Below are 21,898 nucleotides of genomic sequence, written 5' to 3' on the forward strand. Positions count from 1 at the left end.
CCCCCTAGGCACCGGCGCCAACTTGCACGTTTCGCGTTCGGCCTCATGCCCCCGCTGTTTGGACAGGATTGCCGATGCCTCACTTATTCTCAAGTGAGATGTGCAGGGCTGCGGGGGACTGTCAGGAATTTTGTGCGGGAGGCCATAAGATGGAATGGAAGGGACCATCGATATGGCAATCGACAAGGACGTTTTGGATCAGCTTCTGGCTGGCCGTGACCCGCAGGAGCTGTTCGCCAGGGACGGTCTGCTGGACGAGTTGAAGAAGGCGCTGTCGGAGCGGATGCTGTCGGCAGAGCTCGACGATCATCTGGAAAACGAAAGCGCCGCAGGCACCATCAACCGGCGCAACGGATCGTCGAGGAAGACGATGCTGACGGGGACGTCGAAGGTCACGCTGGACGTGCCGCGCGACCGGGCGGGGACGTTCGACCCCAAGCTCATTGCCAAATACCAGCGCCGTTTCCCCGATTTCGACGACAAGATCATCTCGATGTACGCGCGCGGCATGACGGTACGCGAGATCCGCGGGCACCTCGAGGAACTGTACGGGATCGACGTCTCGCCCGACCTGATATCGAGCGTGACCGATGCGGTGCTGGAGGCGGTCGCCGAATGGCAGGGGCGGCCGCTCGACACCTGCTACCCGCTCGTCTTCTTCGACGCGATCCGGGTGAAGATCCGCGACGAAGGTTTTGTCCGGAACAAGGCGGTGTACATCGCGCTGGGCATCCAGCCGGACGGCACCAAGGAGGTGCTCGGCATCTGGATCGAGCAGACCGAGGGTGCCAAATTCTGGTTGCGCGTCATGAACGAGCTCAAGAACCGCGGCGTCGCCGACATCCTGATCGCGGTCGTCGACGGGCTGAAGGGGTTCCCGGAGGCGATCAACGCCGTCTTCCCCGAAACCGTCGTGCAGACTTGCATCGTCCATCTGATCCGCAACTCGATGAGCTTTGCGTCCTGGAAGGAGCGCAAGTTCATCGCCCAGGCGCTGCGCGGCGTCTATCGCGCCGCAACGCCCGAGGCCGGCATGGCGGCGCTGGAGGCATTCGAGGAAGGCCCCTGGGGACAGAAACACCCCGCCATTGCCATGAGCTGGCGGCGACACTGGGACCAGGTGATCCCGTTTTTCGCCTTTCCCGAGGGCGTTCGCCGGATCATCTATACTACCAACGCTATCGAAGCACTGAATTCGAAGATCCGTCGCGCCGTCCGCACCCGCGGCCATTTCCCCGGTGACGATGCCGCGATGAAGCTGCTATATCTCGTGCTCAATCACGCGGCGGACGAATGGAAACGACCGCCGCGCGAATGGGGTGAGGCCAAAAGCCAGTTCGCCGTAATCTTCGGCGAGCGCTTCGTCATCTGATGACGGTAACCGGCCTCCCGCAAAAAATTCCTGACAGTCCCGGCTGCGGGCTCTCAGCTGTTCAGCTAACCTTCGCCGTCGGCATCAGGAAGACAGTGCCCTTGCCGGTCATCCGGTAAACGAAGCCTTCGCCGGAGCGCATCGTATTCCGAATGCCGCTGACGAGCGGCCCAATGTTGACGTTAAGCGAGGCTGAGTACATCAGCATGAAATCGCCGTTGACAACCAACTCGTCGGTACCGTCGAGCTCGATGATCTTAATCTCATTCTCGGGAACAGGACTCTCCACCGCGAACACGCCCCGCCCCGTAAGCTTGGGTTGCACCAAACCATTGCCGGAGAACAAGCCTGCTACGCTGGAGTGTCGGTGGGTCGAAAGTTTGATGTCTCCTGAGCACGCGTAGAAAGCGCGATCATCAAGCAGCATCGCATCGCTGTCGCTCTCCATCGTGCCGAGTACGAAGTGACGTCGGCCCGGCTCGCACCAGACGGTTCCCTGCCCGGTAAACCGCGTTGCGTGTGCCGCCTCACCAGTCCCAGACGAAGCAATCGCGCGGGCGAGGAAACCTTTCTCTTCATGCCGAATGACGCTTGAGGAGATTTGGCCATGGTGAAACTGGAGAGCGCCGGGCTCCAGCAGAACGTCGCCGCCATTCAGCTCCACCTCCAACTGATAGACGTCCCTCCCCTCGACAATGTATTGAGGCTCCTTGTCAGGAGCAGTCGCGATCAGCCGGGAGAACATACGCTTTTCAACGAAGCGGTGAACGCGCATCGTCACGCCATCCATTCCGTGCTCGCTCTCAAGCTTCATGTAGTCGCTCATATTTGGCCGTTCTCTCCGGGGTTCGAGATTGAGAATGAGGGTGTATGCGGGCAGCGGCTAAGCCGCTCAGGAGAGCTTTACTCGAAGGGGTCGCTCCTACCCCGTTCGGAATACCGCTGTTCGATGAAGCGAATGTTGGTGCCGAACGTGTCCAAGTCGTGCTGTGCGAGGTTCCGCATGATCTCGTCGATACTGCCCTGCATCTTGTCCAGCCCTTCGTTGAGGATGAAGCTGGCGGACTTACCAGTCTTGCGGAAGATCTCGCCACGGTGGGCCGGCGGGATGTTGATGTAGCTCAGCACGAGCTTGGGCAGATGTTGGTCACGCATATGACCGATCTGCGGTCGGTTGAAGAGGGGGATTGCATGGCGTTCCATCTCGCTCTCGACCTCGTGAAGGCAGGCGAGAATGCGCCGAATGCGGTCCTTCGCCTGTGAGGGAATGCGATCATCCTCCCAGTCGAGTTCGATCTGAGCAGGATCAGGTGCCGGTGTGCTTGGTGCCGGAGAACCGCTAGGTTCAGCCTTGCCGGAAAGTGCCTTGAAGACGATTCTGAAGATGCTCACTGTCTTACGACCTTTTGCTGCGCCGTCAGTCTGGCCACCCGGCTCTTGCGCCACAAGGTTCGCAGGAGGGATCGCTCATCGGCGCGCATAAAAAAGCAGCCCGATGAGAACCAGAATCAGCAAGGCGACGATGACATAGATCATAGTACGTCAGGCGGGCTCCTCGTTTTCCAAGGCTACTTTGTCGGTTTCATCAAAGCTGTCGTGTGCGGCTCGCTCGGGATTACCAGCGATCCAACCGGGACTGAGTGAGAGCGCCAGTGTCTGAGCTGTTGTGCCATTTTCCTGCGGAACGAAGGTGGCGGCGTTGGCGTGGTATTCAATCACGTCCAGAGCTGGCGCCGAGAATAGATTGCACCATACCGCCGTTCCGTACGAGCCCGATCTTCCCCGGTTCCTTCACCCTTTCCCATGCGCAGATCCTCGCTTTGCGGCGGACCACAATGGCGCCTTCCAGGTAAACGATGTGGCACAGTCAGGCGACTTGGCTGTTCACGTCATGGATTTCGGGCCGCACGCCGTACACTTGCGCGCGCTCGATGACCGTGCCGGCCCAACGGCGATGCGTCGCCGGCTCACACATGCTGCCATTCATGCCAAATACGGCGCGAGCCTCTCGGTCCAGAACTTGGCGGGCCTCAGCCATCTCGGTAGCCGCCGGACGATAGCAACCGTGTATAAGCGCGAGCTGGGTCGGGTGGATAGCCGTTTTGGTCAGCAGACCGTGCTCAATGTCCTGTTCTACCTCTCGTTGTAGAACCTGGGGCGAACCGTAATGCTCGAATACCGGAGCTGAGACGGCAAAGCCGCAAGGAATGAACGTCAGAGCAATGGCACGGATCACATCGCCCAAGGGTCCTTCATAGGCGGTTCGTTCGCGCGAGCGCCGCACGCCGAGGATGTTGAGGATATCGTTGCCTCCAACGCGGATCGCTTTGACACGCTCCGCATAGGGCAACAGCTGGTCGCGCATCCGCTTAAGAGCGCTGCGGTCGAACGCTTCCTCGGTTTCAATCGTGGGCATGAAGCTATGCCCGCTTTGCACGAGGACCGAGAGCCAGAAGGGCAGGCTCGCATTGGTTACCTTTGGCAAAACGAAGCCCTCGATCGCCGCGATGCCGTCCTGCTTCAGCATCCAGCTGAGCATCTCCACGCTACGCGGCCGGGCGTAAATGAGGACCGGAGGCGGTGTGGCCTTGAATTGGCGCAGGAGATCGCAAAAGCGCTCCCGGGCTTCATCGAGATCGGCCTCGTTCACAGCGTCTTCGAGGCAGATGACCATGGAGCGCAGGTCCGGGCAGCCGCCATAGGCGACCCGGGCCGCGCCATCACGGGTCGCGGGAACGTAGAGCGTTGCTCCAAGATCGACGGCGCTCATTCCTGTTCCCCTCCAAGCTTTTTGATGATGGTGACCGCGCGGTAGTTGCCGAGATCGCGCTGCTCGACCGGCACGCCTGATGTCTCCGCTAGGTAGATCATGTGCATGACCTCAGGGTCGTTCATATCCTTGAGATAGACCTTGTCTGGCACCCGACGTAGGATTGCGCGGGTTGCCTCGGCGATTCCGGGCTTAATCCGGTTTACATCGTCGATGTGGTCGTGCGTCATGATGCAAGCCAGCAGGTGCTGGCAGTCGCTGCGCGACCTGGCTGCCTGCTTCTCCGACCAACCTGCCCCCTGCTCGACCGGTTCGGCCGCTTCGATGGCGTCCAGGTAGGCGGTGCTGAGATCACGGGAGGCGTGTTCGTCCATGAACAGGCAGGCGTGGAAGTCGCTCTGCCCCACCACGTCCTCGTTCAGCACCGACCGGCTGATCAGGCCCGATATGACACCGTTCAGGAGTCCGCTCGGGATGACGTAATCGTCAGTGGTCGCCGCAAGGCTCGCGCAGCCGGCAGGGTCGGCCACGACGGCAAGGAAGGGCTCCACGCCCATATCGCTGTCCATGAGCGAGGCGACGAGCTCGCGGGTGATGGCCCCTTTCCCCGTCCAGCCATCGACGAAAACAATCTCGGCGGGCGTGTGCCGCTCGAGAATATAGCGCATGGCGTTCAGGTCGATCCCGCGCCCACGAATGATGCTGATTGAGTAATGGCTGATCTCTACCCCCGCGCGGCGCAACTGCCGCGTGAGCAACACGCCGATCGGGGTGCCGGCGCGGGCGAGCGAGACAATCACACAGGAACGCGAGGTCTGCGGCCGCGCGGCGATGCGGTAAGCCAGCGTCGCGATGTGCGACTTGAGGCGGCCGGCGTTGCGCTTGAGGGCCCAATCGTAGAGCTGCATGTAGCGCTCGTCAGGCACCGTTTCGACCGAGAGCATCTCGGAATAGTGCCGGGCGCCGGACTGGATCAGCGCCTCCTTCTCGGCCACGGGCGTGGGCGCGATCTCTGCGGGCTTCAGCAGGATCTGCACGTCGTCGGGGGCATAGCTGCCTGAAAAATGTTCCATCTTTCCTCCGGGCTTGAGCTGCATCAGCCCACCCACGGACTGGAATGGATCATACCCTTCCACAGCTGCGAGTTCGTCGGCGCGATCGCGAAGTCGCACAGGTCCATAAACCCTGCATCGGAGTGGCTGTCGCCGACGCCAATCACCGGCGCGTCGGGCGCGTTGTCGCGGAGGTTGTCGATCAGGTAAGCGACAGCATCGCGCTTGCTCAGCCATCGCGGCAGAAAGGCGAGATTGTTGCCGTTCGTGTGACGCCGCCAGCTTGCAGGGACAAGCGCGGACAGTTCGTTTCCGAGCATCGAGAGGCGAACCTCTGCGTCACGATTGCTCTTGATGACGATGTAGAGGTCGAACCCGTTTTCGCTGACGATCCAGTGCCGGTACTCATCGGCCGGCAACTGCGCTGTGACCTTGCGGTAGATCTCTGCGACGGGCGGCCCCGCCTCGGCTTGTGTTGCGAGGTGGTCGTGCCAGCCTTGATCGACGTTGCCGTCCTGTTTGACGATGAGACCGCCATTCGAGCACACGGCCGGCGCCTGCACTATGTCGACGCGGCGTAGGACTTCACGGCTGCGTGCAGTGACGGGAATGACCGTGCCCAGCTGCAGCCAGGCCAGGAAGGTTTCCTGCCGAGCGGTCGCGAAGCCGCTCGGCGCACCATCGACCAGCGTGCTCATGCACTTGAGCCCGCCGGTCTCTCCGCCGGGGCACTTGCGCGCCGTCTGGAACAGTGTGTCGTCGCAGTCCGTGAAGATGATCGGGCGGGTCATGCGCCCTCCCCTGCGCCGCTGTAGCCGCAGACGATCATCTCGACCGGAATATCAAGCCCGAGGTTGCACACGGCCGCGCGGGCCTGATGGGCTTGCTTGCCGGCGATCTCAGAAGCGATGATGATGCGCTCAGGACGATGCTCAAGAATGTTGTACAAGTAGCACGGCGCCCCGGAGCCGTATGCATCGTCGAAGCGCGAGACGGTGCGCATGGCATGGCCCTGCAGCGCGGGTGTGCGGGTAATGCACTGGACGGCGGCGCTGCCGCCCTTCTCCTCGATCTCCTCGGCGATCAGTAGTGCTTCGTAGGAGTGTTCGCCATCGCCCAGGACGAGCACCCGCTCGCCTGGGATGACATCAATCGACGAACGCATGGCCGCTTCCGGCTCCAGCAGGCCTGTGCGGCTCGTCATGCCGGTGGCAGGCGCCATGCCTGCGGAGTTCGAGGTGCTGGGCAGGACGGAGCGGACCGCCTGCGGATTGGGCGCCCATTCCAGCGAGCCCGCGATCAGCGAATGCGCCTGCGCCGGGACCGGCATGTCAGCGAGATAGCGGCCGCCGCTCCAGTCGGTCAGGCAGCAGGTCTCGACGCGCTCAAGGTCCGGCATTACCTCGGCCATCGCTGCCGCAGCGGCGAGGAAGGTGTTGCCGGTGCTGCTCTCGTCGTCGACGATGACCAGCGTGCGCGCCTCTCGCACTGCGGCCGCGAACCCGGCATCTGCCACTTGCACCAGGTGACTGGTTGCATGGCTGTGCCCCTCCTCGAAGGAGGCGAGCAGCGGCGCGTCGGCGACGGCCTGGCGGGAGGTCTGAAGGTAGAGGCAGCCGGTGCCAGGATGGGTGCGGCGGTAGCGGGCGAATACGCCCTGCGCGAGCGCCGTGGCGGTCTCTGCCATGCCGAGGAATACGACCCGTTCGGGGAGATCCTGCGGCAGCCTGTCTGCCAGCGCATTCATCGCTGCGCGCATTTCGCTCGGCGCGGCGGGAAGGTGCCGCCCGAGAACCCTCGAGACGATCAGGAAGCCGCGCTTCGGGTTCGCACGAGCGGCAAAGTCGCACAGCTCACTGCTATCGGGGCCACTATGGCTTGTGAGCGTAAGCGCGCCGGTCGCCAGCTCGACGCGGCGCGTCGTGTCAGTCAGGGTGGTCATTGCGCTGAATTTTCCTTCGTCCTGAGACTGCCCTGCCATCATCAGGTCAAAGCATTCTGAACGAGAAGCGCGCCGCGCGCATTGGTCTCAATCCTGGCGCCGAGCCTGCGCAACAGGTTGTGCGGGTCGATCGCCGCCATCGCCGCCGTATCGATCATGCTCCAGTCGGCGCGCCTCACTTCAGCTGTGGCGACATACTCATCATCGAGCCTGCCCGACGAGGTGCTGCGCTGGGTGTAGGCAGAGATGGCAACCGTTTCGATACCGCTGCTCACCGCCATGGCATGGCCGATCAGGCGTACGAGGATCGAGCAGACGTGGTCGAGGTAGAGCCCGGCCACATCCTTCTGGTTCATCGGCTTCTCGGTAAGCGCAGCCTTCGAGATGAGCGCGCTCCACTGGGTGGACGGCATGTCCTCGATCTCGGGCAGATCGACATCCAGCAGTAGGCGGGTGCCGGTGAGGCTGATCGCGATATTCGTCTCCGCCGGCCAGGCGAGGGCGCCAAGCTGTTGGAGCAGGGCCGCCTCGATGGCGTCCTGGTCCGGACCTGCGTTGGCGACGCCGGCGCGCCAGGTCATCAGCGCCTCCATGTAATCGCCCTGCGAGGCATAGTGCTCGCGCTGCGGCTTGTTCGAAGTGGAAGGCTGCACGATGCCAATCATCGTTGGGATATCGTGGTGCAGCTGACGTAGCTGATCGAGCGCCGCGTTGCGCTCCTCGGCGTGCTCTTTGAGAAAACTCTTCAGATCATCCTTCAGCTGGCGCCGAGCGGCAGGCTCGAGCGAAGGGTGCAACGGACGCTCGTCGCCATCGTAGAAGCGAGCCTCGTTGGCTTCCAGGCGGACGACGACGCGGTCGGGTAGCTGCGGCCCAGGATCGCGCGACGGGGCCACCGTCCGTCGGCTCGGCTTGTCGAGACGCTCGCGATAGCTGAGACCGGTGCCAGGCACGCCAACGGTGCCATAGACGCCGCGCTTGCCGAGGTTCACGGACGCGCCGCGCGGACCGAACGACCAAGAGGCGCCGCTCTTGGAAAGGTTGAGCCGCACGCCCGGTAGGATGCTGATGCGCTTCTGGAAGCGAAAGCCCATGATCGGTTCCTATGCCGAGACGCTGATGCTGATGACAGAACTGCGCAGGCGCTGAACCACTTCGCGCCGGTTGTTCTCAGTCATTGGGCGGGTCTCGGGAAGCGGGGCGCCGGCGGCCGCGAGCAGTTCGAACACGAGCGCGGCCTTGATGCCAAAATTGACGTTCTCCGAGATGGAACCGCGCTCGTGCAGATTCCGGTGCGAGAGCGCGGCGGCGATGATGCCGACGAGGTTGCCGGCCTCATCAAGGATCGCTCCGCCTGATGAACCGGAGCCGATCGGCGCGGTGAACTGGAAGCGCGAGGTATCCCCCGAGCTGCCGGTCAGGCCCGAGATGTTGCCGGTGGTGACCTTCAGGTCCGATCCGAGCACATCCATCAACGGGTAGCCCGCTGCGAGGACCGGCTCCCCCAGCCACAAGGGCGAGCCGATCCGCAGCGGCAAAGGGGCACCGGACACGGGTCCCTGCAGAAGCGCGAGGTCGTGCATCGGGTCGATCGCCAGCGGCACGAGCCGGTCGCCCGAGCGCCCTACAGAGAAGGTCTGTCCGTCTTCAATGACGTGCGCATTGGTGATGACGAGATTCCGGTCGATGACGACTCCACTGCCAGTGCCGAGCATCTGTCCCGGTTGGGTGGGGTCGCTGCTGTCCGGCCCATGCCGGCGAGGCACACCTGCGCGATGATCATCTTGTCTTGACCGCACCCGGAAAGGCATCTCCCCGACCGCGATGTTGCGCGCGCGGGCATAGGCGTCGATCCCGAAAGTGAAGCCTTCGTTGGACACCTTCAGGCGATGCTTGCCGTCCTTCAGGTAAAGCTCGGCAAGGATCACGGCCGCGAGCTGCTGGTCAGGCTCTGGGAAGGGGTGCTGGTCGCCGTCAATCGTGACCTCGAGCGGGTAGCTCTGGTTGACGAAGCCGCCATGGCGATCATCGGTCATGTAGGCGACGATCTCGACGCTATCACCCAGTCGTGTGAGATCCGGGCAGTACCAACCCTTCCCCTGCTGCTGGAACGGCACGACGCCGCCGGACTTGGAGATTGCGGCCACCGCAATGCGATCAGGAGCGGATCCTGTAAAGCAAATGTGGCATTCGCTGGCGCGTGCAATCGGCAGGCGCTGCCCAGGCATCATAAGCGCCATTGTCCCCTCCCCTTAGCCGACCAGTGACAGGTTGTTCTCGAACGCGATCTCGATGTCGAGCGGCGTCCTGTCGACCTGATCGGGAGTGATGCGGCCAGTCAGCAAGCCGCCCCAGTCAGCGATCAGCCGCCCGCCGAACTGCTCCGCGTAGATCGAACCGCCGGCAGGGCGCGCGTTGATTTCGAGCGCCTTCCAACTGCCATCGACTGCCTGACGGAACTGGACGTTGATCAGGCCGCTGAGGCCGAAACGCGCGACGAGGCTCTGGACGGCTGACTCCAGCGGGTGGGAGCTCTGCAGCAGCTGGCTGCTCTCGAGCTTCGTGCGTGCGATACTGCGCAACACGGTGCACTTGTGAGCGAGAACGTCGAAGGAGACCTCCGGGCCTGGAAGGAACTCCATCAGCACGAAAGGGCGAACACTGTCGCTTGCACGTTCCTCGGCGCGCATGGCGGCAATGAACATCTCGGGAGAGATGCTGCGCCGCTCCGGATCGATGATGTGCGCGGTCGGCGAAACGGCGTCGAGTGCCCAGAAGCCGTGTCCGTTCACGCCATATCGCGGCTTCACGCAAGCGACCGCGTCGGGGCCATGGCAGCTTTGAAATGCCTCCAGGGCGTCCTGCATATCGTCGGCGCATGCAGCCGAGAAGGTGGGCAGAAAGAAGGGCTCGTTCATCAGGGCGGCGGCAAAGGCGTGCTTGTCTGCAAGGATGTCGAGAATGTCGATACTGGCAGGGAAGACGACCTCACACGGGAGAGACGCGCCGGCGATCAGGCCGCGCCTGCGAGTGGGAACAAAGATATCAATCTTGTGATCGGTGATCTGCCGCTCGACCCAGGCGAGGTATTCATCGTCATGGAGGTTAGGCTCGGTCCAGCTCCGGGCCGCGCCCTCTCGCTGCGGCAGACCTTCCCCGGTGCTGATGAAAACCTCGAGATCCGGATTGCCGGCCATCATGGCGCTGGCGATAGAAGCAAGAGAGTAGCCGCGATTAAACCAGAGGCGCATGAGGGATCTTCGTTGCAAATAGGACGTGAGTACCGGACGCAGAACAGGATTGTGAGCACGAAGAAAGGCTGCCGGGAGCCGATGTGCCGCCCGGCAGCCGGAGACATCAGCCGATGTTGACACCCATTGAGGAAGCGAGGCCGGCGAGACCGGACTCCCAGCCCTCGCCGATCGCCTTGACCTTGATGTCGCCCTGCGGACCGCGATACAGTTCGACGAAGATCATCGCCGCATTGGTGCTGCTGTCCTCCGACAGATCGAAGCGGGCTAGCTCCTTGCCGTCGGCATCGTTGACGACGCGGGCATAGGCGTTGGCGACCGAGCCGAAATTCTGCTTGCGTTCGGCACCCTCGTGGATGGTGACCGCGATCACAACCTTCTTCACGTCGGCAGGCAGCTTCTCGAAGTCGATCTTGACGGTTTCGTCGTCACCTTCGCCCTCGCCGCTGCGGTTATCGCCGCCGTAAACGACCGAGCCGTCCGGGGAGGTTTTGTTGTTGTAGAAGATGAAGTGCGCATCGCTCTTCACCTTTTCGTTCTCGCCCAGCACGAAGGCCGAGGCATCGAGATCGAAGGCCTGACCATCCGTTTTGCGCACATCCCAGCCCAAGCCGACGGTGACGGATTTGAGGCCGGGTGCCTCCTTTGAGAGCGACACGTTGCCGCCCTTTACGAGAGAGACTGCCATAGCAGGTTCCTTCCGGAAATTGTGGAGCGGAGCCTCGCGCGAGGCGGGTGGCTCCGGGAGTATTCGAGGCGGCGATCAGCCGACGTTGACGCCGTAGTTGGTCGCGAGCGGGCCGAGGCCACCCTTGTAGCCTTGGCCGACGGCACGGAACTTCCAGTCGGTACCGTGACGGTAGACCTCGCCGAGCGTCATTGCGGTTTCGGTCGAGGCATCCTCGGACAGGTCGTAGCGCACGACCTCCTTGCCGGTCTTCTGGTTTACCAGGCGGATGAAGGCGTTTGACACTTGGCCAAAGGACTGACCGTTGGCCTCGCCCTCATGGATTGTGACGACGACCGCGACCTTGTCCACGTCGGCCGGCAGCTTGGACAGGGTCACGAGGATCTGCTCGTCATCACCTTCGCCCTCGCCTGTGCGGTTATCGCCCTGATGGACGACGCCGCCGTTAGCGCCGTTCTTGTTGTTGTAGAACACGAAGTCGGAATCTGAACGCACCTTGCCGCTGGCCGCCAGCAGAAAGGCTGAAGCGTCGAGGTCGAAGTCCTTGCCATCGGTGGCGCGCACGTCCCAGCCAAGGCCGATCATGATCTCGTCGAGACCCGGATCTTCCTTGGACAGGCTGACATTGCCACCTTTCGAGAGAGAAATCGCCATTGTTCACCTTTTCCTATTTGAGGTTGCCGGGGGTGTGTGCCTCCCCCGGATGAGCATCAAGCGCATGCTTGAGATGGTAGAGCTGCGCCGGTGAGGGAGTCATATGCATACCAGCGCCGCGGTTCGCGCTAGCTGGTCCGGGCGTCGCCGATGACGCTGCCCATAGGCAGGATCGCCTCGGCGTCGCCATCCTCGGCGTACTCTTCCGGGAACAGCTTTTGATGGCGAACAGAGGCCCATAGCGACACGCCGATAATTACTGCGCCGATCAGACCGGTCACAACCTCGGGCGTATGCACGCGGATGCTCAACAGCATGATCGCGGCCAGAGCTATGATGGCGTAGAAAGCACCGGTCTCGAGGTAACGGAACTCGGTCAAGTGGCCGCCACGCACTAGTGCTATGGTCATTGATCGCACGAACATAGCACCAATACCAAGGCCAAGCGCGATCAGCAGGATGTCGTTGGTGATCGCGAAAGCGCCAATTACACCGTCGAACGAAAACGAAGCGTCGAGGAACTCGAGGTAGATGAACGCGCCTAGGCCCGACCTAACGACATTGCCGGTTGCATCCTCCTCGGCTCCAAGGAAGTCACCCAGCTTCTGGACAAGGAAGTAGATCACCACGCCCGACAGCCCGGCAAGCAAGAAGGTCTCCTGCTCGGCGCCGGCAATGAGGAATGATAGGCCCCCGATCAGCAGGGCGGTTGCGATATAAGGGGCCAGGGGGATCTTGGCGAACGCCGCGAGCGGTCGCTCGATGATAGGCAGCCAGTGATGCTCACGGTCATCGTCAAAGAAGAATGTCAAGCCGACGAGCATGAGGAAGGCGCCACCGAAGCCAGAGATACCGATATGGGCACCGGTGACAATTTCTTCGTAACGGGCCTTGTCAGTAATCGCGATGCCAAGAGCTTCCCACGGCGTGACCCAGGCCGCGATCGCTACGATCGCAATGGGGAAGACGATGCGCATGCCAAATACGGCGATCAGGATGCCCCAGGTGAGGAAGCGCTGCTGCCATTTGGCGTCCATGTCCTTGAGAATGGAAGCGTTGACGACAGCGTTATCGAGGCTGAGTGAGGTTTCCATCACGCCGAGCACGCCGGCGATGAACACCATCGAGAGTGCAGCGCCTAGCGTTCCCGTCTCGTTATAGCCAAGCACACCGGCTAGGATGAGGGCGACGATCGTAAAGATGATCGACCCGGTGAAGACCTTCATGAGTTCTTTTCCTTCAGAACAAAGCGTTGGAAGACGCTATTTGCCGGGACGATCAGTCCTTGAAGCCAGCTCGCCAGTTGAGGAAGATGCCGACATCGTCGGCGAATGGCTTCTGGCTGGCGTAATAGCGCATGTGCCGCTGCATCCTCAGCTCGCCGCCAATATTGTCGATCAAAGCGATGCCGCACAGTCGAAGGTCATTGCGACCCTCATCCATGCGAACCTCGATTTCGGGCTGACCGGGAATATTCATCCGAACCACGCCGTCCGTTTGTTGCCAGTTAGGTGCGCCATCATAGATTAGCGCGAAGATGGCCAGGCGACGAATGCGGTCGAAATAGCGACCGTTGACTCGGATTGTTTCGCCTGCGGCGACCGCACCGGTGCGATCATCGCCCGAAAGTTCGATGAACGGCTCCGTGTTGAAACTTCCGAAAGTGCTGCCCAGCGCTTGGATGCAACCCTTGAAACCGTCGTCAAGTTCAAACAACACTCCGAGATCGAGATCGACAGGTTTGCTGCCCCCGCCAAAAAATCCGCGCTTCTGTGTTGCCTGGCTCCAATTAAGGTTGAGGACGATCTCACCAAAGGTTGAGCCGGTCTTCTTGAGGCTCACCGTCGGGTTAGACTTTTCTAGTGTGATCTTTTTCAAGCTGATCAGCGGTGTTGACGGCGGCGGGAGAGGAGCAGGCGAGGCAGACGGTTGCGGCGGTGGTGTGGGAGTTGGCGCAGGCGCGACATCTCCGACTTCACCGCCGAAGTGCCGGATCAGCGCCGCGAGGCCGCCGGCGAAGCCAGCGGCGATAGTGCCGATCTTCCAGCCGGAACCATGGCGATAGATTTCGACCATCATCACCGCCTTCTCGTTGGTGAGATGCTGCGCGACATCGAAAGAGGCCTTCACGCCGTCGAGCGTGACGACCAGCGGCCGCGCATCGGCAATGGAACGATCGTCGTGGGTTGCGGTGAAAACTATCCGGTCAACTGCGCCCGGCAGTGCGTCAAGGTCGATGTTGAAAACGGCTGTGTCGGACGAGGGAATTAGAACGATAGCGCCTTCCGGCGACCGAGTATTTGAGAACAGGACGACGTACCTGTCGTCGCCGATGCGGCGTTCCTTGTTGAGGCCGAAGGCGGCGATGTCGACGCCGTCTAGCCCGAAATCGACCTTGACTGTGCAGCGATTTGCGACGCCGAGCTCGGAAAGGCTGCGCTTCTCGCCTTGCTGAAGTTGCATGGGTTCTCCGGAAAACTGCCAGGGATGCCCGGCGAGAGGAGCTCTCCCGCCGGAGTGATTAGATCAGCGCCGCGACCGGACTGACAAGATCATGCACAGTGCGCCCCGCAGCGCGCTCGCCGAGAGCCTTGAAGGTCCAGTCGCCGCCGTCGCGGCTGACGCTGGCAAGAATGATGCCGGTATGCGGACCAGAGTCGGAGATGTCGAAACGGGCGAGTTCGCGGCCTGTACTGTTGTCAACGACACGGCCGAAAGCGTTGGCGACCTTCTCGAAAGTCTGACCCCGGAAGCTGTTCACAGTAAGCACCAGCGTTTCGACCTTCGCAGGAAGGCGTGTAAGGTCGATCGCGATGCTCTCATCGTCGCCATCACCCTCGCCTGTAAGATTGTCACCGCTGTGACGGATAGAGCCATCTTTGCTGCTCAACTGCCCGAACCACACCTGGTCGACCACCTTCCCACCAGCATTGAACGCGAGGCATGAGGCGTCGAGATCGATGTCCCCACCGCCGCCACCAAACATGCCCATAAAGCCGCCCTTTTTGGCGACGTCCCAGCCCACGCCAAGGGTGATCGCAGATAGGCCGCCACCTGCCTCCTTCTTAAGGCTGACGGAGTCGTTTTTTTTCAACGAAATTGCCATAGGTACCTCCCTCTATACGTCTGGGCATTCCAACCGTTGAAATCCCCACCCCTAAACCCACGGTCATCGCCTCACGTTATCGAATGTGAAGCCTGCCTCCTTAGCAATTTGCTTCCAAGCCTGATCGCCTGAAAGAGCTGGTAGCTTCAGTACGCGAGAGAGAGCAATGCATGCACAATCTGCAAGCAAAAGGCGGTGTTGCCGCGCTATTGGCCGAAGAGATGCAGCGATGCTTGCTTGCTGTGCATCAAAAGGCGCAATGCTCAATCCGAGGCTTGCGAGCATTGCCTCGGCAGCATCCACTTCCATTCCGACATCGATAAGTTTCTGCTGGACCTCGATCGCGTTCACAGCGGATAGGGAGGAGCCAGCGATTAGCGAAGCGGCTTTGCCTGCTCCTTTCTCATTGTTGAGGAGAGCCAAAACTGCTGAAGCGTCGAAAACTCGGCTCAAGCGTCGTGTCCATCACGATCGGCCTCGGCCCGGCGCTCTGCCAAGAGCTCGTCAACGAGTGAGCGCTTGCCGCCGGTCAATTGGTGGAGCTGTGCTTGCGCACGAGCGATGGCTTGCTTCTGGGACCAGACATGAAGCTGTCCATCGACCACTTCCATGAACACCTGATCTCCTGGCTCTACGCCTAGCTCCTTCCGAAGCGCGGCAGGAACCACAAGCCGTCCGCCCTCAGTAAGCTTGGCACTTAGTGCGTTCATGTCTGATCCTGCTCCAAGCTATACAGCCGTGATAAACCATGTGCATGCTACATGGCATACAAAGCATCCTTGTCAAAAGGGTTTTGCCCTGGACGCAACATCTTTGCAGCGCATTACCCAATAATTGGCGGAAGCGTGAAATATGGTAAATCGGCGAGAGATCGGTATCATTAAGGTATACCTCCAGAGGACTACCTTCCTTCCGGTCTGCTTTCCGTCGAGAGGGATACTAAAAAAGACTGGACACCAGCAGACTGATTATAAAAGACCAAGGCATGTTCGTTCGCGCCTATCTACGCGCATCGACCGCCGAACAGGACGCGACCCGCGCCCGTGCGGCCCTCGATGCATTCGCCGCCTCCCACGGGTTTCGTATTGCAGCGCGCTACGTTGAACATGAAAGCGGCACTCGCCTAGCGCGACCCGAGCTCTTTCGCCTTCTAGACGACTGCGGCCCTGGGGACGTCCTGCTCGTCGAACAGGTCGACCGACTGTCCCGGCTTAGCTCGGCCGACTGGAGCAAGTTGCGATCGGAGATTGAAGCGCGCCAGGTTCGGATCGTGTCCCTCGACCTACCGACCTCCTGGAACCTGATAGCCACCCCCGACGATTTCACAGCCCGGATGTTCGCGGCGGTGAACGCGATGATGCTCGATGTCCTCGCAGCGGTCGCTCGCAAGGATTATGACGATCGGCGTCGCCGGCAAGCCGAAGGCGTCGTCCGGGCTCGAACTGCGGGTCTCTACAAAGGGCGTGCAGAGAACACCGCTCGGAACGCGTCGATAGCCCGGTCTTTGAGAGACGGCCATAGCTGGCGTGAAATCATGACCGGCACCGGCTGCAGCCGGACGTTGCTTGCCAAAATTGCCCGCCGCCTGAAAGAGGAACGTGCTGGTAACTCCGACAGCGCTGACCCGAGTGCCGTTGACGACACCGCCCAAGCGCTGGACTAACGGCTGATCTCTTTCGCCTCTCCGGCGAGGCCGGCGCTTCTAGGCGTAGCGGAAGCTGGAAGACATTTTGGGAGGCGGGCGCTCGGGTCTCCCCTTACTGATGTAAAATACCTCCCTGCCCCGCCGGCCCAACTGACATTGTTGGTGAGGCAACTGACAAGACCGCACCTATCGAATCCGGCGACCGTTATCGCAGCTCAGGAACCTTGTTGGCCTCAAGCCGCAGACGGGGCCTCGGCTTCGCAGGATCGTCCCGGCCAACCGGGTTGTTTGGTCCCATCGTTAAATCGACCCAGTCGCCGTGGCGCTTGATCTCTATCATCCCCCCGACAGCGAGGTCGTCGATTGCTCGGCTATAGCCAATCACCGATCCGGTACGGGCACCTCCTACCCAGCTTATGCCCACGACTGCGAGGGTCGACACCGCGCCGATCGCGAACCACAACGCCGTCTTCCATCGCTGACGTTTTTTCTTGGATGGCTTTTGGTAGGCGAGCAGCGTCGCCACAAGGATCGCTTCTTCGCTTTTTTCCACCGCGGCTAGCGAGGATAACATCCCCTCTAGCGCTACGATCATTGCAAAGTTCACCTCGCCGCTTTTCGTTATAACCTGACCGATCTCGCCACCGGTATGCCGTCCAAGCGAGTTGAGCAGGTCACCCGACGCACATGAATACTCATGAATTGAGATCAGGTCCTTCCTCAGCGCACCTAAAATCTCGCCGTACGTCTTGGGAGCGATCCCGTTAGGAAACAGCTCGTCTACCTTAAACGCGTCCATGCCGCCCCCACCGTTACGTTTTAAGCGTCCGCCTCCCTGGAGGTCCAGGTCGGCTCTATGATCGCTCGGCGCTATCCAGCAGCTCGTTGAGACCGTCTGCCAAGCTCAGGTTCTTGTCCTCGCACCAGGCAACAAAGCGGTCCCGCTCTGCCGGAGCAAGCCGCATACTAATATGCACCGATCGCGTAGGGCCGCGCTGCGGCCGACGTTTCGGCTTAACTCCCGTCTCCTCGGCCACTTGCGGGAAGTAGTTGGTCGGCAGTCCCCTCCCCTCTGCCGGCGAGGCTATGTCTGCCGCTTTTGGCTTAGGCGAAGCGTCTCGGGGCGGCACCAGCCCACGTAAACGGTCGCCACCCCCCTTGGACGCGTCGAGACGCTCCCGGGTTGTTCCGATGATGTCGCCCATCTGGCCAACAGTTTCCTTATCAGGCATCAACCCCCTCCTTGGTCTTTATCTCTTCAAGCACCGCCACGAGTATGTTCTGAGCTATCGATCGCGCACGCTCGCATTTTGCGAGGCCAGCTTCTTCCACTTCCGCGAGCGTCATGCGGTAATTAGACATTGCTCGGAACGCATCGAGGGTGTGCATGCGGTCTTCGAAGGCCGGGAAAGCTTGGGCAATCTGCCGATCGATCTCAAGTTCCGTCTTTGATCGTGCCACCTGTGCGGTCTGTGTAATCAACACGCGAAACGGTACACCTTTGCACATACGCTGCAGCATCTCGGCAGTCTCAACGGTCCTTTCCAGATCGAGCCGGGAGGAACGTGTCGGAACGACGACGTAGTCGGAGTCTTGGCAGGCGTACAATGACTTGAAGTTTGCAGTGCCTTCGGAGTCAATGATAACAAGGTTAGCTTGCGAACGAGCTTTCACAATCGCAGCACCGACGTTCTTGTCCTGTATGTCGGACACGTCGACGACGGTTATGCCGTCATCTACGCCGCGGCCCGCTTCCACCCGGTCGTTCTGCCAGTTCATCATGCTTTTCTGGCGATCAGCATCAAGGATAATGACCGAACCGCCCATGGCGGCATATTCTGACGCCAGCGCGAGTGTGAGCGTCGTCTTGCCGGCTCCGCCCTTACTCTGCGCAATCGTAATTACTGGCACAAGTAATCTCCCTGTCAGCTGCCTTAGTCCGCTATTTTCTTATCAAGGCGTCCGCGCGGCCCGTTTCCACAACCTAGTGTCACGCCAATACACGCGCAGTCGCATACGACAGCGCCCGCGTCATCGCAAGCGCCATGGATTACGCATGCGCATCACAACGCGCTCCCGCTCGCGCTGGCGCGACCGCCCGCGCGTCGCAAAGCGGTCGCGCTGCCGCTTGCATTAGCGCCCCCGGACGCGCGGCCGCCTGCGCGTTGGAGCGCGCGGGCGTGATGCCTCGCGCTATGTGTCGCGCGGCACAGTGCGCGGCACACATAGCACTACATAGCTTATATGGAGATGCCGGTCGCCATGAGGATGAAGGCAGCGATGCCCGAACAAAGCTTTCCGCCTCCTAGGATCGCCGCAGCCACGCCCCGCCTGGTTATATTGAAGGTTCGATCGACCCCTGTTCGGAGGCTAAGCACGCCGTCGACCATCAACAACGAACCAATGACAAAAAGGAGGACCGTGACGGCCTTTGCGAAGGCCTTCGCATCCATGCCCGAGGTCACGAAGGCGAGGACTAAGGCGACGGTTGCAACGCCATAGGCGGACCCGACTAGATCCAGCACGTTCCGCAGCTGGTAGCTCGGATGTCGGCCGATCATGTGCACCAAGGCCAGCGGTCGCTTGCAATTGCCGCAGGGCTCGATCGTCCATGGAGAGGGGAGGGCGGTGACGGCGGTGCCGCAGCACGGGCATTGCGTGCCGCCCTTACGCTTTATCTTCGCAGAAACCTCCGCAGCGGGCTCACGAAAGGTGCCAAGCCATCTGTTCGTCGCCATAGGGGTGTAACCGCTCTTCTCATGTTGTCGTGGCATAATGCCGTCAGGCATTACCCTGAGGCGGACCGTTCTCCTGATCCCATGCCTCGATCTCATCGACGTCAAACTGATGAAGGACCCATTCCGCCACAGCGGCAACGCCAGACATGTCTTTCAAGCTATCGCGGGAGACCTCGGTATTTACCTCATCCCCATTGTCCGCCTGGGTAGAGAAGGTGACATTGAGCGGCGCACTGATATCGCTGTATGACCCTTCGTTCTCACGATCGGCGAGCAACCTATCGACCAAATCCGCAGGAACGCTGGAAGCGAAGTGAATGGCTAGCGCAACGACAACATCCGGTTCCTGATGCTCTGCGTACCGCTGACCGGTGGATAGGTTCAACGGCAGATCCGAGCAGACGTCTCCGTACTGGAAGAAGAACGACGATAACCCTCGGTCCCAGCCTACAACGACGTTGTAATTGCTATAGTCGTCCTTCGGAAAGAAGTTGTGTCTACTCATACCATACCTCCAACCAGATCAACCTCTGAAGCCGCTCGTCTCTGACGCTGCGTTGAAAGTAGCGTCTTCATCACTCGTCGTCACGCACACTCGCGTTCTCGTCCCATACGACATCCGCGTCAGCCTCGATCTGCCGCTGTGCTGGCGTTTCACCTCTGAAGCATGCTGGATCGCAGTGGACCATCGGTCGGCCCCGACATACCATCTGCTTGCCGTCAGCCATGACGGGCCAATTTCCGAGCCGCTGGCATCGGTTATTATGCCGGTCCATAAATCCGCACGGCACCGCGATCGGGCTCGTTTCTGCCGAAACCGCTTCAGTCTCATGCTCGAGAGCGAGTCCTTCGTCGCTCTGGTCAGCCGGATCGAATAGATCGGTTTGCGTCATCATCGCGGTTGCTCAACTAGCGGGAGGGAAGGGGAGGGGGCCGGCGCTTCCGAACGACCCTTCTCGCCTTCCCCCCCCTCCACTCTACTGCCTTGGAGCCGCTGTGGGCGCCGCTACAGCGCCCCCTGGCACTGCCGGGGCAGGGCTCGCCGGGACACTGCCCGCTGGCATCAGGCGGCTCTGCGCCTGCGTCGTAAGCTTGATGAAAGCGTCCAGCATCGCAAGCGACGTGATTTTGCCCATGTCAGTGCTGGTGTAGGTGCCTCCAAGCGCCCCAATGCCCGTGTTGGTCAGGATGCCGCCACCCAAAATCGATAGATCCTTCTTGCGTGCCGATCCGGTCGCTACGGCCTGCTGGATGCCGGTCTTCACCTCGACCAGCGTCAACATCGTCTGGCTGGCTTTGACCTTCTGCTTGAAGCCAAGACCGCCCGGGAACATCGATCCGAGACCGCCTCCGCTCCCGCCCGAATCGTTGTCTGAATAGAGGACCTTTGCCTGAAGCAGGTAGTCGGCCGCCTTCAACGTCGCTTGATTGTTTGCGCCTGCCACAGCACCACCAGCGGCCAATTGCCGCTCTCGCTGCAGGGCGTCGAACGCCTCGCCGCGGTCGACGATCTGGAAGCAACCGGACTGCGAAACCAAGAGCTTCAGGATGGGAAGGGGGTCGACGCGTTGGCTTCCGCCGTTTTGCGCTTCTGCCATTCGCATGAGCGCTGCCAGGCCCGGAGGAATGCCCTCCGCGGTCCCGCCGGCCGCGCGCTCTTCCACGACCGCGATCGTGCCAAGCGGCCTTGTGCAGCGGGGCACCTCTGTGTTCTCGTCGATGCCGATCCCGCCCTTGCCGAGCTTCTGTGCTGCCCCTGGAGTGGCTACGAACGCGAGCAAACCAAGCATTGTAATCGTGCGCTTCATGTCTGTTCCCCTGTTCAGTTAAGTGGTTTTGAGTTGCGGATAGTAACTTTCATCAATGCCCATTTGCCGCGCTCCTCGTTTCTTGCTCGCGACGGGCAACGGCACGCCGGTGAAGGACCCCAAGTTGCTGAGCGAAGTCGACAATGACATATGAAAATTCGTCGGCAACCTCCCGCTCGGCGTCGCACGTCGGCGCGATCGACGCGGCCGCGAGCACGAGATGCGCAGCAGCAATTGGGTGAGCTGTCATGAGGTGGAAGGATTGCGTTCGCAATTCGTCAGCCAGGGCGTCGTCGGGCAAGTCCGTAAGGCTCTGGGCATCATCGGAAGGCACCTTTAATCCATTGGCGTTCATGACCGGCTGCTCCCATTCAGGGCGTGTTGTTGGAATAAAGGGGCGATCGCGGCGCGGACCTCATGGATGCGAGGCTGGACCCCCCGGCCGATCCGAATGGTGCGGTAGCCTGCGTGGCCGGTCATCGCATCGCGTCGGCTGTCGCGCTGAGCGTTGTGGCTTGCATCATCGACCTCGATCAGCGCGACAACCGCCCCAGTCGCCCTATCCTGCGCCACGAAGTCGATGATCTTCTGGGAGAACGCGTTGCGATCGGCGGGATGGCTTTTGCCGATCAAGCGGGGAGGGGCCTTCAGCACCGCTCCCATCGCAACCTGAGCGTGAAAGCGATATTCAGGTAGGCATCGCTCCAGAATGTCGAGCATCGCAAGCTCGCGAGGTGTCATGAACCGCTTGGCGAGCGGCCGTCTTCCCCCGAAGCCGACACCGCCACCGGACAGCGCCTTCAACATGATGAACACCCCGAGCAAGGCGGCGAGAATGGCGATATTCCTGTCCATGTTCATAGTGCCTTTGC

General features: G+C 61.0%; 27 protein-coding genes. 2 read left to right on the plus strand and 25 right to left on the minus strand.

The annotated features are described in order from the left end of the window. Positions 1 to 172: 172 nt before the first annotated feature. The gene (locus ABLE43_RS17025; RefSeq protein WP_348979575.1) at positions 173 to 1,372 is read left to right on the plus strand and encodes an IS256 family transposase; all 1,200 of its coding nucleotides are present in this window, start codon (positions 173 to 175) and stop codon (positions 1,370 to 1,372) included. Between the two features lie 61 nt (positions 1,373 to 1,433). Here the strand turns inward: ABLE43_RS17025 and ABLE43_RS17030 are convergent, their stop codons facing one another. The 17 genes from ABLE43_RS17030 to ABLE43_RS17110 all read right to left on the minus strand — a co-directional run bounded on the left by ABLE43_RS17030 (position 1,434) and on the right by ABLE43_RS17110 (position 15,545). Next, on the minus strand, positions 1,434 to 2,198 hold the full coding sequence (locus tag ABLE43_RS17030; protein WP_348979576.1) for an AIM24 family protein: 765 nt from the start codon (positions 2,196 to 2,198) through the stop codon (positions 1,434 to 1,436). A 77-nt stretch (positions 2,199 to 2,275) separates the two neighbouring features. Beyond that, complete coding sequence (locus ABLE43_RS17035) at positions 2,276 to 2,764, minus strand: hypothetical protein (protein WP_348979577.1); 489 nt, start codon at positions 2,762 to 2,764, stop codon at positions 2,276 to 2,278. A gap of 150 nt (positions 2,765 to 2,914) precedes the next feature. Further along, complete coding sequence (locus ABLE43_RS17040) at positions 2,915 to 3,091, minus strand: hypothetical protein (protein WP_348979578.1); 177 nt, start codon at positions 3,089 to 3,091, stop codon at positions 2,915 to 2,917. 148 nt (positions 3,092 to 3,239) lie between these two features. Then, positions 3,240 to 4,142 carry an HpcH/HpaI aldolase/citrate lyase family protein gene (locus ABLE43_RS17045; RefSeq protein ID WP_348979579.1) on the minus strand — a complete coding sequence of 301 codons (903 nt, stop codon included), beginning with the start codon at positions 4,140 to 4,142 and terminating at the stop codon, positions 3,240 to 3,242. Beyond that, a complete protein-coding gene (locus ABLE43_RS17050; protein ID WP_348979580.1) occupies positions 4,139 to 5,239 on the minus strand; it encodes a cysteine protease StiP family protein in 1,101 nt (366 codons plus the stop codon). The genes ABLE43_RS17045 and ABLE43_RS17050 overlap by 4 nt, the downstream gene beginning before the upstream one ends. Next, on the minus strand, positions 5,239 to 5,985 hold the full coding sequence (locus ABLE43_RS17055) for an HAD family hydrolase (RefSeq protein WP_348979581.1): 747 nt from the start codon (positions 5,983 to 5,985) through the stop codon (positions 5,239 to 5,241). Before ABLE43_RS17055 ends, ABLE43_RS17050 begins: the two co-directional genes overlap by 1 nt. Then, a complete protein-coding gene (locus tag ABLE43_RS17060) occupies positions 5,982 to 7,136 on the minus strand; it encodes a phosphoribosyltransferase domain-containing protein (RefSeq protein WP_348979582.1) in 1,155 nt (384 codons plus the stop codon). Before ABLE43_RS17060 ends, ABLE43_RS17055 begins: the two co-directional genes overlap by 4 nt. A 41-nt stretch (positions 7,137 to 7,177) precedes the next feature. Then, positions 7,178 to 8,230 carry a DUF4236 domain-containing protein gene (locus tag ABLE43_RS17065; protein ID WP_348979583.1) on the minus strand — a complete coding sequence of 351 codons (1,053 nt, stop codon included), beginning with the start codon at positions 8,228 to 8,230 and terminating at the stop codon, positions 7,178 to 7,180. Between the two features lie 9 nt (positions 8,231 to 8,239). Then, positions 8,240 to 9,376 (minus strand): S1C family serine protease, encoded by a 1,137-nt coding sequence (locus ABLE43_RS17070; protein ID WP_348979584.1) that lies wholly within the window; start codon positions 9,374 to 9,376, stop codon positions 8,240 to 8,242. Positions 9,377 to 9,388: 12 nt separating this feature from the next. After that, on the minus strand, positions 9,389 to 10,387 hold the full coding sequence (locus ABLE43_RS17075) for an ATP-grasp domain-containing protein (protein WP_348979585.1): 999 nt from the start codon (positions 10,385 to 10,387) through the stop codon (positions 9,389 to 9,391). A gap of 106 nt (positions 10,388 to 10,493) precedes the next feature. Beyond that, positions 10,494 to 11,075 (minus strand): TerD family protein, encoded by a 582-nt coding sequence (locus ABLE43_RS17080; RefSeq protein WP_348979586.1) that lies wholly within the window; start codon positions 11,073 to 11,075, stop codon positions 10,494 to 10,496. Positions 11,076 to 11,150: 75 nt separating this feature from the next. Beyond that, on the minus strand, positions 11,151 to 11,729 hold the full coding sequence (locus tag ABLE43_RS17085; RefSeq protein ID WP_348979587.1) for a TerD family protein: 579 nt from the start codon (positions 11,727 to 11,729) through the stop codon (positions 11,151 to 11,153). Positions 11,730 to 11,857: 128 nt separating this feature from the next. Beyond that, positions 11,858 to 12,955 carry a DUF475 domain-containing protein gene (locus ABLE43_RS17090; RefSeq protein WP_348979588.1) on the minus strand — a complete coding sequence of 366 codons (1,098 nt, stop codon included), beginning with the start codon at positions 12,953 to 12,955 and terminating at the stop codon, positions 11,858 to 11,860. Positions 12,956 to 13,007: 52 nt separating this feature from the next. After that, positions 13,008 to 14,192: a TerD family protein gene (locus ABLE43_RS17095; RefSeq protein WP_348979589.1), complete on the minus strand. Its 1,185-nt coding sequence runs from the start codon at positions 14,190 to 14,192 to the stop codon at positions 13,008 to 13,010. Between the two features lie 58 nt (positions 14,193 to 14,250). Then, the gene (locus tag ABLE43_RS17100; protein WP_348979590.1) at positions 14,251 to 14,835 is read right to left on the minus strand and encodes a TerD family protein; all 585 of its coding nucleotides are present in this window, start codon (positions 14,833 to 14,835) and stop codon (positions 14,251 to 14,253) included. Between the two features lie 63 nt (positions 14,836 to 14,898). Then, complete coding sequence (locus ABLE43_RS17105; protein WP_348979591.1) at positions 14,899 to 15,288, minus strand: type II toxin-antitoxin system VapC family toxin; 390 nt, start codon at positions 15,286 to 15,288, stop codon at positions 14,899 to 14,901. Continuing rightward, positions 15,285 to 15,545: an AbrB/MazE/SpoVT family DNA-binding domain-containing protein gene (locus ABLE43_RS17110; RefSeq protein ID WP_348979592.1), complete on the minus strand. Its 261-nt coding sequence runs from the start codon at positions 15,543 to 15,545 to the stop codon at positions 15,285 to 15,287. Before ABLE43_RS17110 ends, ABLE43_RS17105 begins: the two co-directional genes overlap by 4 nt. A gap of 275 nt (positions 15,546 to 15,820) precedes the next feature. On the opposite strand from ABLE43_RS17110, the gene ABLE43_RS17115 reads away from it, so the two are divergent. Then, a complete protein-coding gene (locus ABLE43_RS17115; protein WP_348979593.1) occupies positions 15,821 to 16,498 on the plus strand; it encodes a recombinase family protein in 678 nt (225 codons plus the stop codon). Positions 16,499 to 16,685: 187 nt separating this feature from the next. On the opposite strand, the gene ABLE43_RS17120 is transcribed toward ABLE43_RS17115, so the two are convergent. From ABLE43_RS17120 to ABLE43_RS17155, 8 genes are all read right to left on the minus strand, one after another. Continuing rightward, positions 16,686 to 17,279 (minus strand): hypothetical protein, encoded by a 594-nt coding sequence (locus ABLE43_RS17120; protein WP_348979594.1) that lies wholly within the window; start codon positions 17,277 to 17,279, stop codon positions 16,686 to 16,688. A gap of 55 nt (positions 17,280 to 17,334) precedes the next feature. Next, a complete protein-coding gene (locus ABLE43_RS17125; RefSeq protein ID WP_348979595.1) occupies positions 17,335 to 17,712 on the minus strand; it encodes a hypothetical protein in 378 nt (125 codons plus the stop codon). After that, a complete protein-coding gene (locus ABLE43_RS17130; RefSeq protein WP_348979596.1) occupies positions 17,705 to 18,391 on the minus strand; it encodes a ParA family protein in 687 nt (228 codons plus the stop codon). Before ABLE43_RS17130 ends, ABLE43_RS17125 begins: the two co-directional genes overlap by 8 nt. 329 nt (positions 18,392 to 18,720) lie before the next feature. Beyond that, the gene (locus tag ABLE43_RS17135) at positions 18,721 to 19,218 is read right to left on the minus strand and encodes a hypothetical protein (RefSeq protein WP_348979597.1); all 498 of its coding nucleotides are present in this window, start codon (positions 19,216 to 19,218) and stop codon (positions 18,721 to 18,723) included. A gap of 43 nt (positions 19,219 to 19,261) precedes the next feature. Beyond that, a complete protein-coding gene (locus ABLE43_RS17140) occupies positions 19,262 to 19,723 on the minus strand; it encodes a hypothetical protein (RefSeq protein WP_348979598.1) in 462 nt (153 codons plus the stop codon). A gap of 472 nt (positions 19,724 to 20,195) precedes the next feature. Beyond that, the gene (locus tag ABLE43_RS17145) at positions 20,196 to 21,026 is read right to left on the minus strand and encodes a CsgG/HfaB family protein (protein ID WP_348979599.1); all 831 of its coding nucleotides are present in this window, start codon (positions 21,024 to 21,026) and stop codon (positions 20,196 to 20,198) included. Between the two features lie 52 nt (positions 21,027 to 21,078). Then, the gene (locus ABLE43_RS17150; RefSeq protein WP_348979600.1) at positions 21,079 to 21,381 is read right to left on the minus strand and encodes a hypothetical protein; all 303 of its coding nucleotides are present in this window, start codon (positions 21,379 to 21,381) and stop codon (positions 21,079 to 21,081) included. Next, positions 21,378 to 21,881, minus strand: coding sequence for a DUF2726 domain-containing protein (locus ABLE43_RS17155; RefSeq protein WP_348979601.1), 504 nt, complete (start codon positions 21,879 to 21,881; stop codon positions 21,378 to 21,380). Before ABLE43_RS17155 ends, ABLE43_RS17150 begins: the two co-directional genes overlap by 4 nt. Positions 21,882 to 21,898: the final 17 nt, after the last annotated feature.

The organism is Sphingomonas silueang (assembly GCF_040049155.1).
Lineage (GTDB): Bacteria > Pseudomonadota > Alphaproteobacteria > Sphingomonadales > Sphingomonadaceae > Sphingomonas > Sphingomonas silueang.

What these genes read in the sequence shown, in the direction of transcription:
- ABLE43_RS17110 (WP_348979592.1), bottom strand. Translation starts at nt 15,545, where the DNA reads ATGAACGCACTAAGTGCCAAGCTTACTGAGGGCGGACGGCTTGTGGTT.
- ABLE43_RS17080 (WP_348979586.1), bottom strand. Translation starts at nt 11,075, where the DNA reads ATGGCAGTCTCTCTCGTAAAGGGCGGCAACGTGTCGCTCTCAAAGGAG.
- ABLE43_RS17090 (WP_348979588.1), bottom strand. Translation starts at nt 12,955, where the DNA reads ATGAAGGTCTTCACCGGGTCGATCATCTTTACGATCGTCGCCCTCATC.
- ABLE43_RS17025 (WP_348979575.1), top strand. Translation starts at nt 173, where the DNA reads ATGGCAATCGACAAGGACGTTTTGGATCAGCTTCTGGCTGGCCGTGAC.
- ABLE43_RS17120 (WP_348979594.1), bottom strand. Translation starts at nt 17,279, where the DNA reads ATGGACGCGTTTAAGGTAGACGAGCTGTTTCCTAACGGGATCGCTCCC.
- ABLE43_RS17125 (WP_348979595.1), bottom strand. Translation starts at nt 17,712, where the DNA reads ATGCCTGATAAGGAAACTGTTGGCCAGATGGGCGACATCATCGGAACA.
- ABLE43_RS17095 (WP_348979589.1), bottom strand. Translation starts at nt 14,192, where the DNA reads ATGCAACTTCAGCAAGGCGAGAAGCGCAGCCTTTCCGAGCTCGGCGTC.
- ABLE43_RS17075 (WP_348979585.1), bottom strand. Translation starts at nt 10,387, where the DNA reads ATGCGCCTCTGGTTTAATCGCGGCTACTCTCTTGCTTCTATCGCCAGC.
- ABLE43_RS17050 (WP_348979580.1), bottom strand. Translation starts at nt 5,239, where the DNA reads ATGCAGCTCAAGCCCGGAGGAAAGATGGAACATTTTTCAGGCAGCTAT.
- ABLE43_RS17115 (WP_348979593.1), top strand. Translation starts at nt 15,821, where the DNA reads ATGTTCGTTCGCGCCTATCTACGCGCATCGACCGCCGAACAGGACGCG.
- ABLE43_RS17100 (WP_348979590.1), bottom strand. Translation starts at nt 14,835, where the DNA reads ATGGCAATTTCGTTGAAAAAAAACGACTCCGTCAGCCTTAAGAAGGAG.
- ABLE43_RS17155 (WP_348979601.1), bottom strand. Translation starts at nt 21,881, where the DNA reads ATGGACAGGAATATCGCCATTCTCGCCGCCTTGCTCGGGGTGTTCATC.
- ABLE43_RS17030 (WP_348979576.1), bottom strand. Translation starts at nt 2,198, where the DNA reads ATGAGCGACTACATGAAGCTTGAGAGCGAGCACGGAATGGATGGCGTG.
- ABLE43_RS17085 (WP_348979587.1), bottom strand. Translation starts at nt 11,729, where the DNA reads ATGGCGATTTCTCTCTCGAAAGGTGGCAATGTCAGCCTGTCCAAGGAA.
- ABLE43_RS17145 (WP_348979599.1), bottom strand. Translation starts at nt 21,026, where the DNA reads ATGAAGCGCACGATTACAATGCTTGGTTTGCTCGCGTTCGTAGCCACT.
- ABLE43_RS17070 (WP_348979584.1), bottom strand. Translation starts at nt 9,376, where the DNA reads ATGGCGCTTATGATGCCTGGGCAGCGCCTGCCGATTGCACGCGCCAGC.
- ABLE43_RS17060 (WP_348979582.1), bottom strand. Translation starts at nt 7,136, where the DNA reads ATGACCACCCTGACTGACACGACGCGCCGCGTCGAGCTGGCGACCGGC.
- ABLE43_RS17140 (WP_348979598.1), bottom strand. Translation starts at nt 19,723, where the DNA reads ATGAGTAGACACAACTTCTTTCCGAAGGACGACTATAGCAATTACAAC.
- ABLE43_RS17150 (WP_348979600.1), bottom strand. Translation starts at nt 21,381, where the DNA reads ATGAACGCCAATGGATTAAAGGTGCCTTCCGATGATGCCCAGAGCCTT.
- ABLE43_RS17135 (WP_348979597.1), bottom strand. Translation starts at nt 19,218, where the DNA reads ATGGCGACGAACAGATGGCTTGGCACCTTTCGTGAGCCCGCTGCGGAG.
- ABLE43_RS17055 (WP_348979581.1), bottom strand. Translation starts at nt 5,985, where the DNA reads ATGACCCGCCCGATCATCTTCACGGACTGCGACGACACACTGTTCCAG.
- ABLE43_RS17045 (WP_348979579.1), bottom strand. Translation starts at nt 4,142, where the DNA reads ATGAGCGCCGTCGATCTTGGAGCAACGCTCTACGTTCCCGCGACCCGT.
- ABLE43_RS17065 (WP_348979583.1), bottom strand. Translation starts at nt 8,230, where the DNA reads ATGGGCTTTCGCTTCCAGAAGCGCATCAGCATCCTACCGGGCGTGCGG.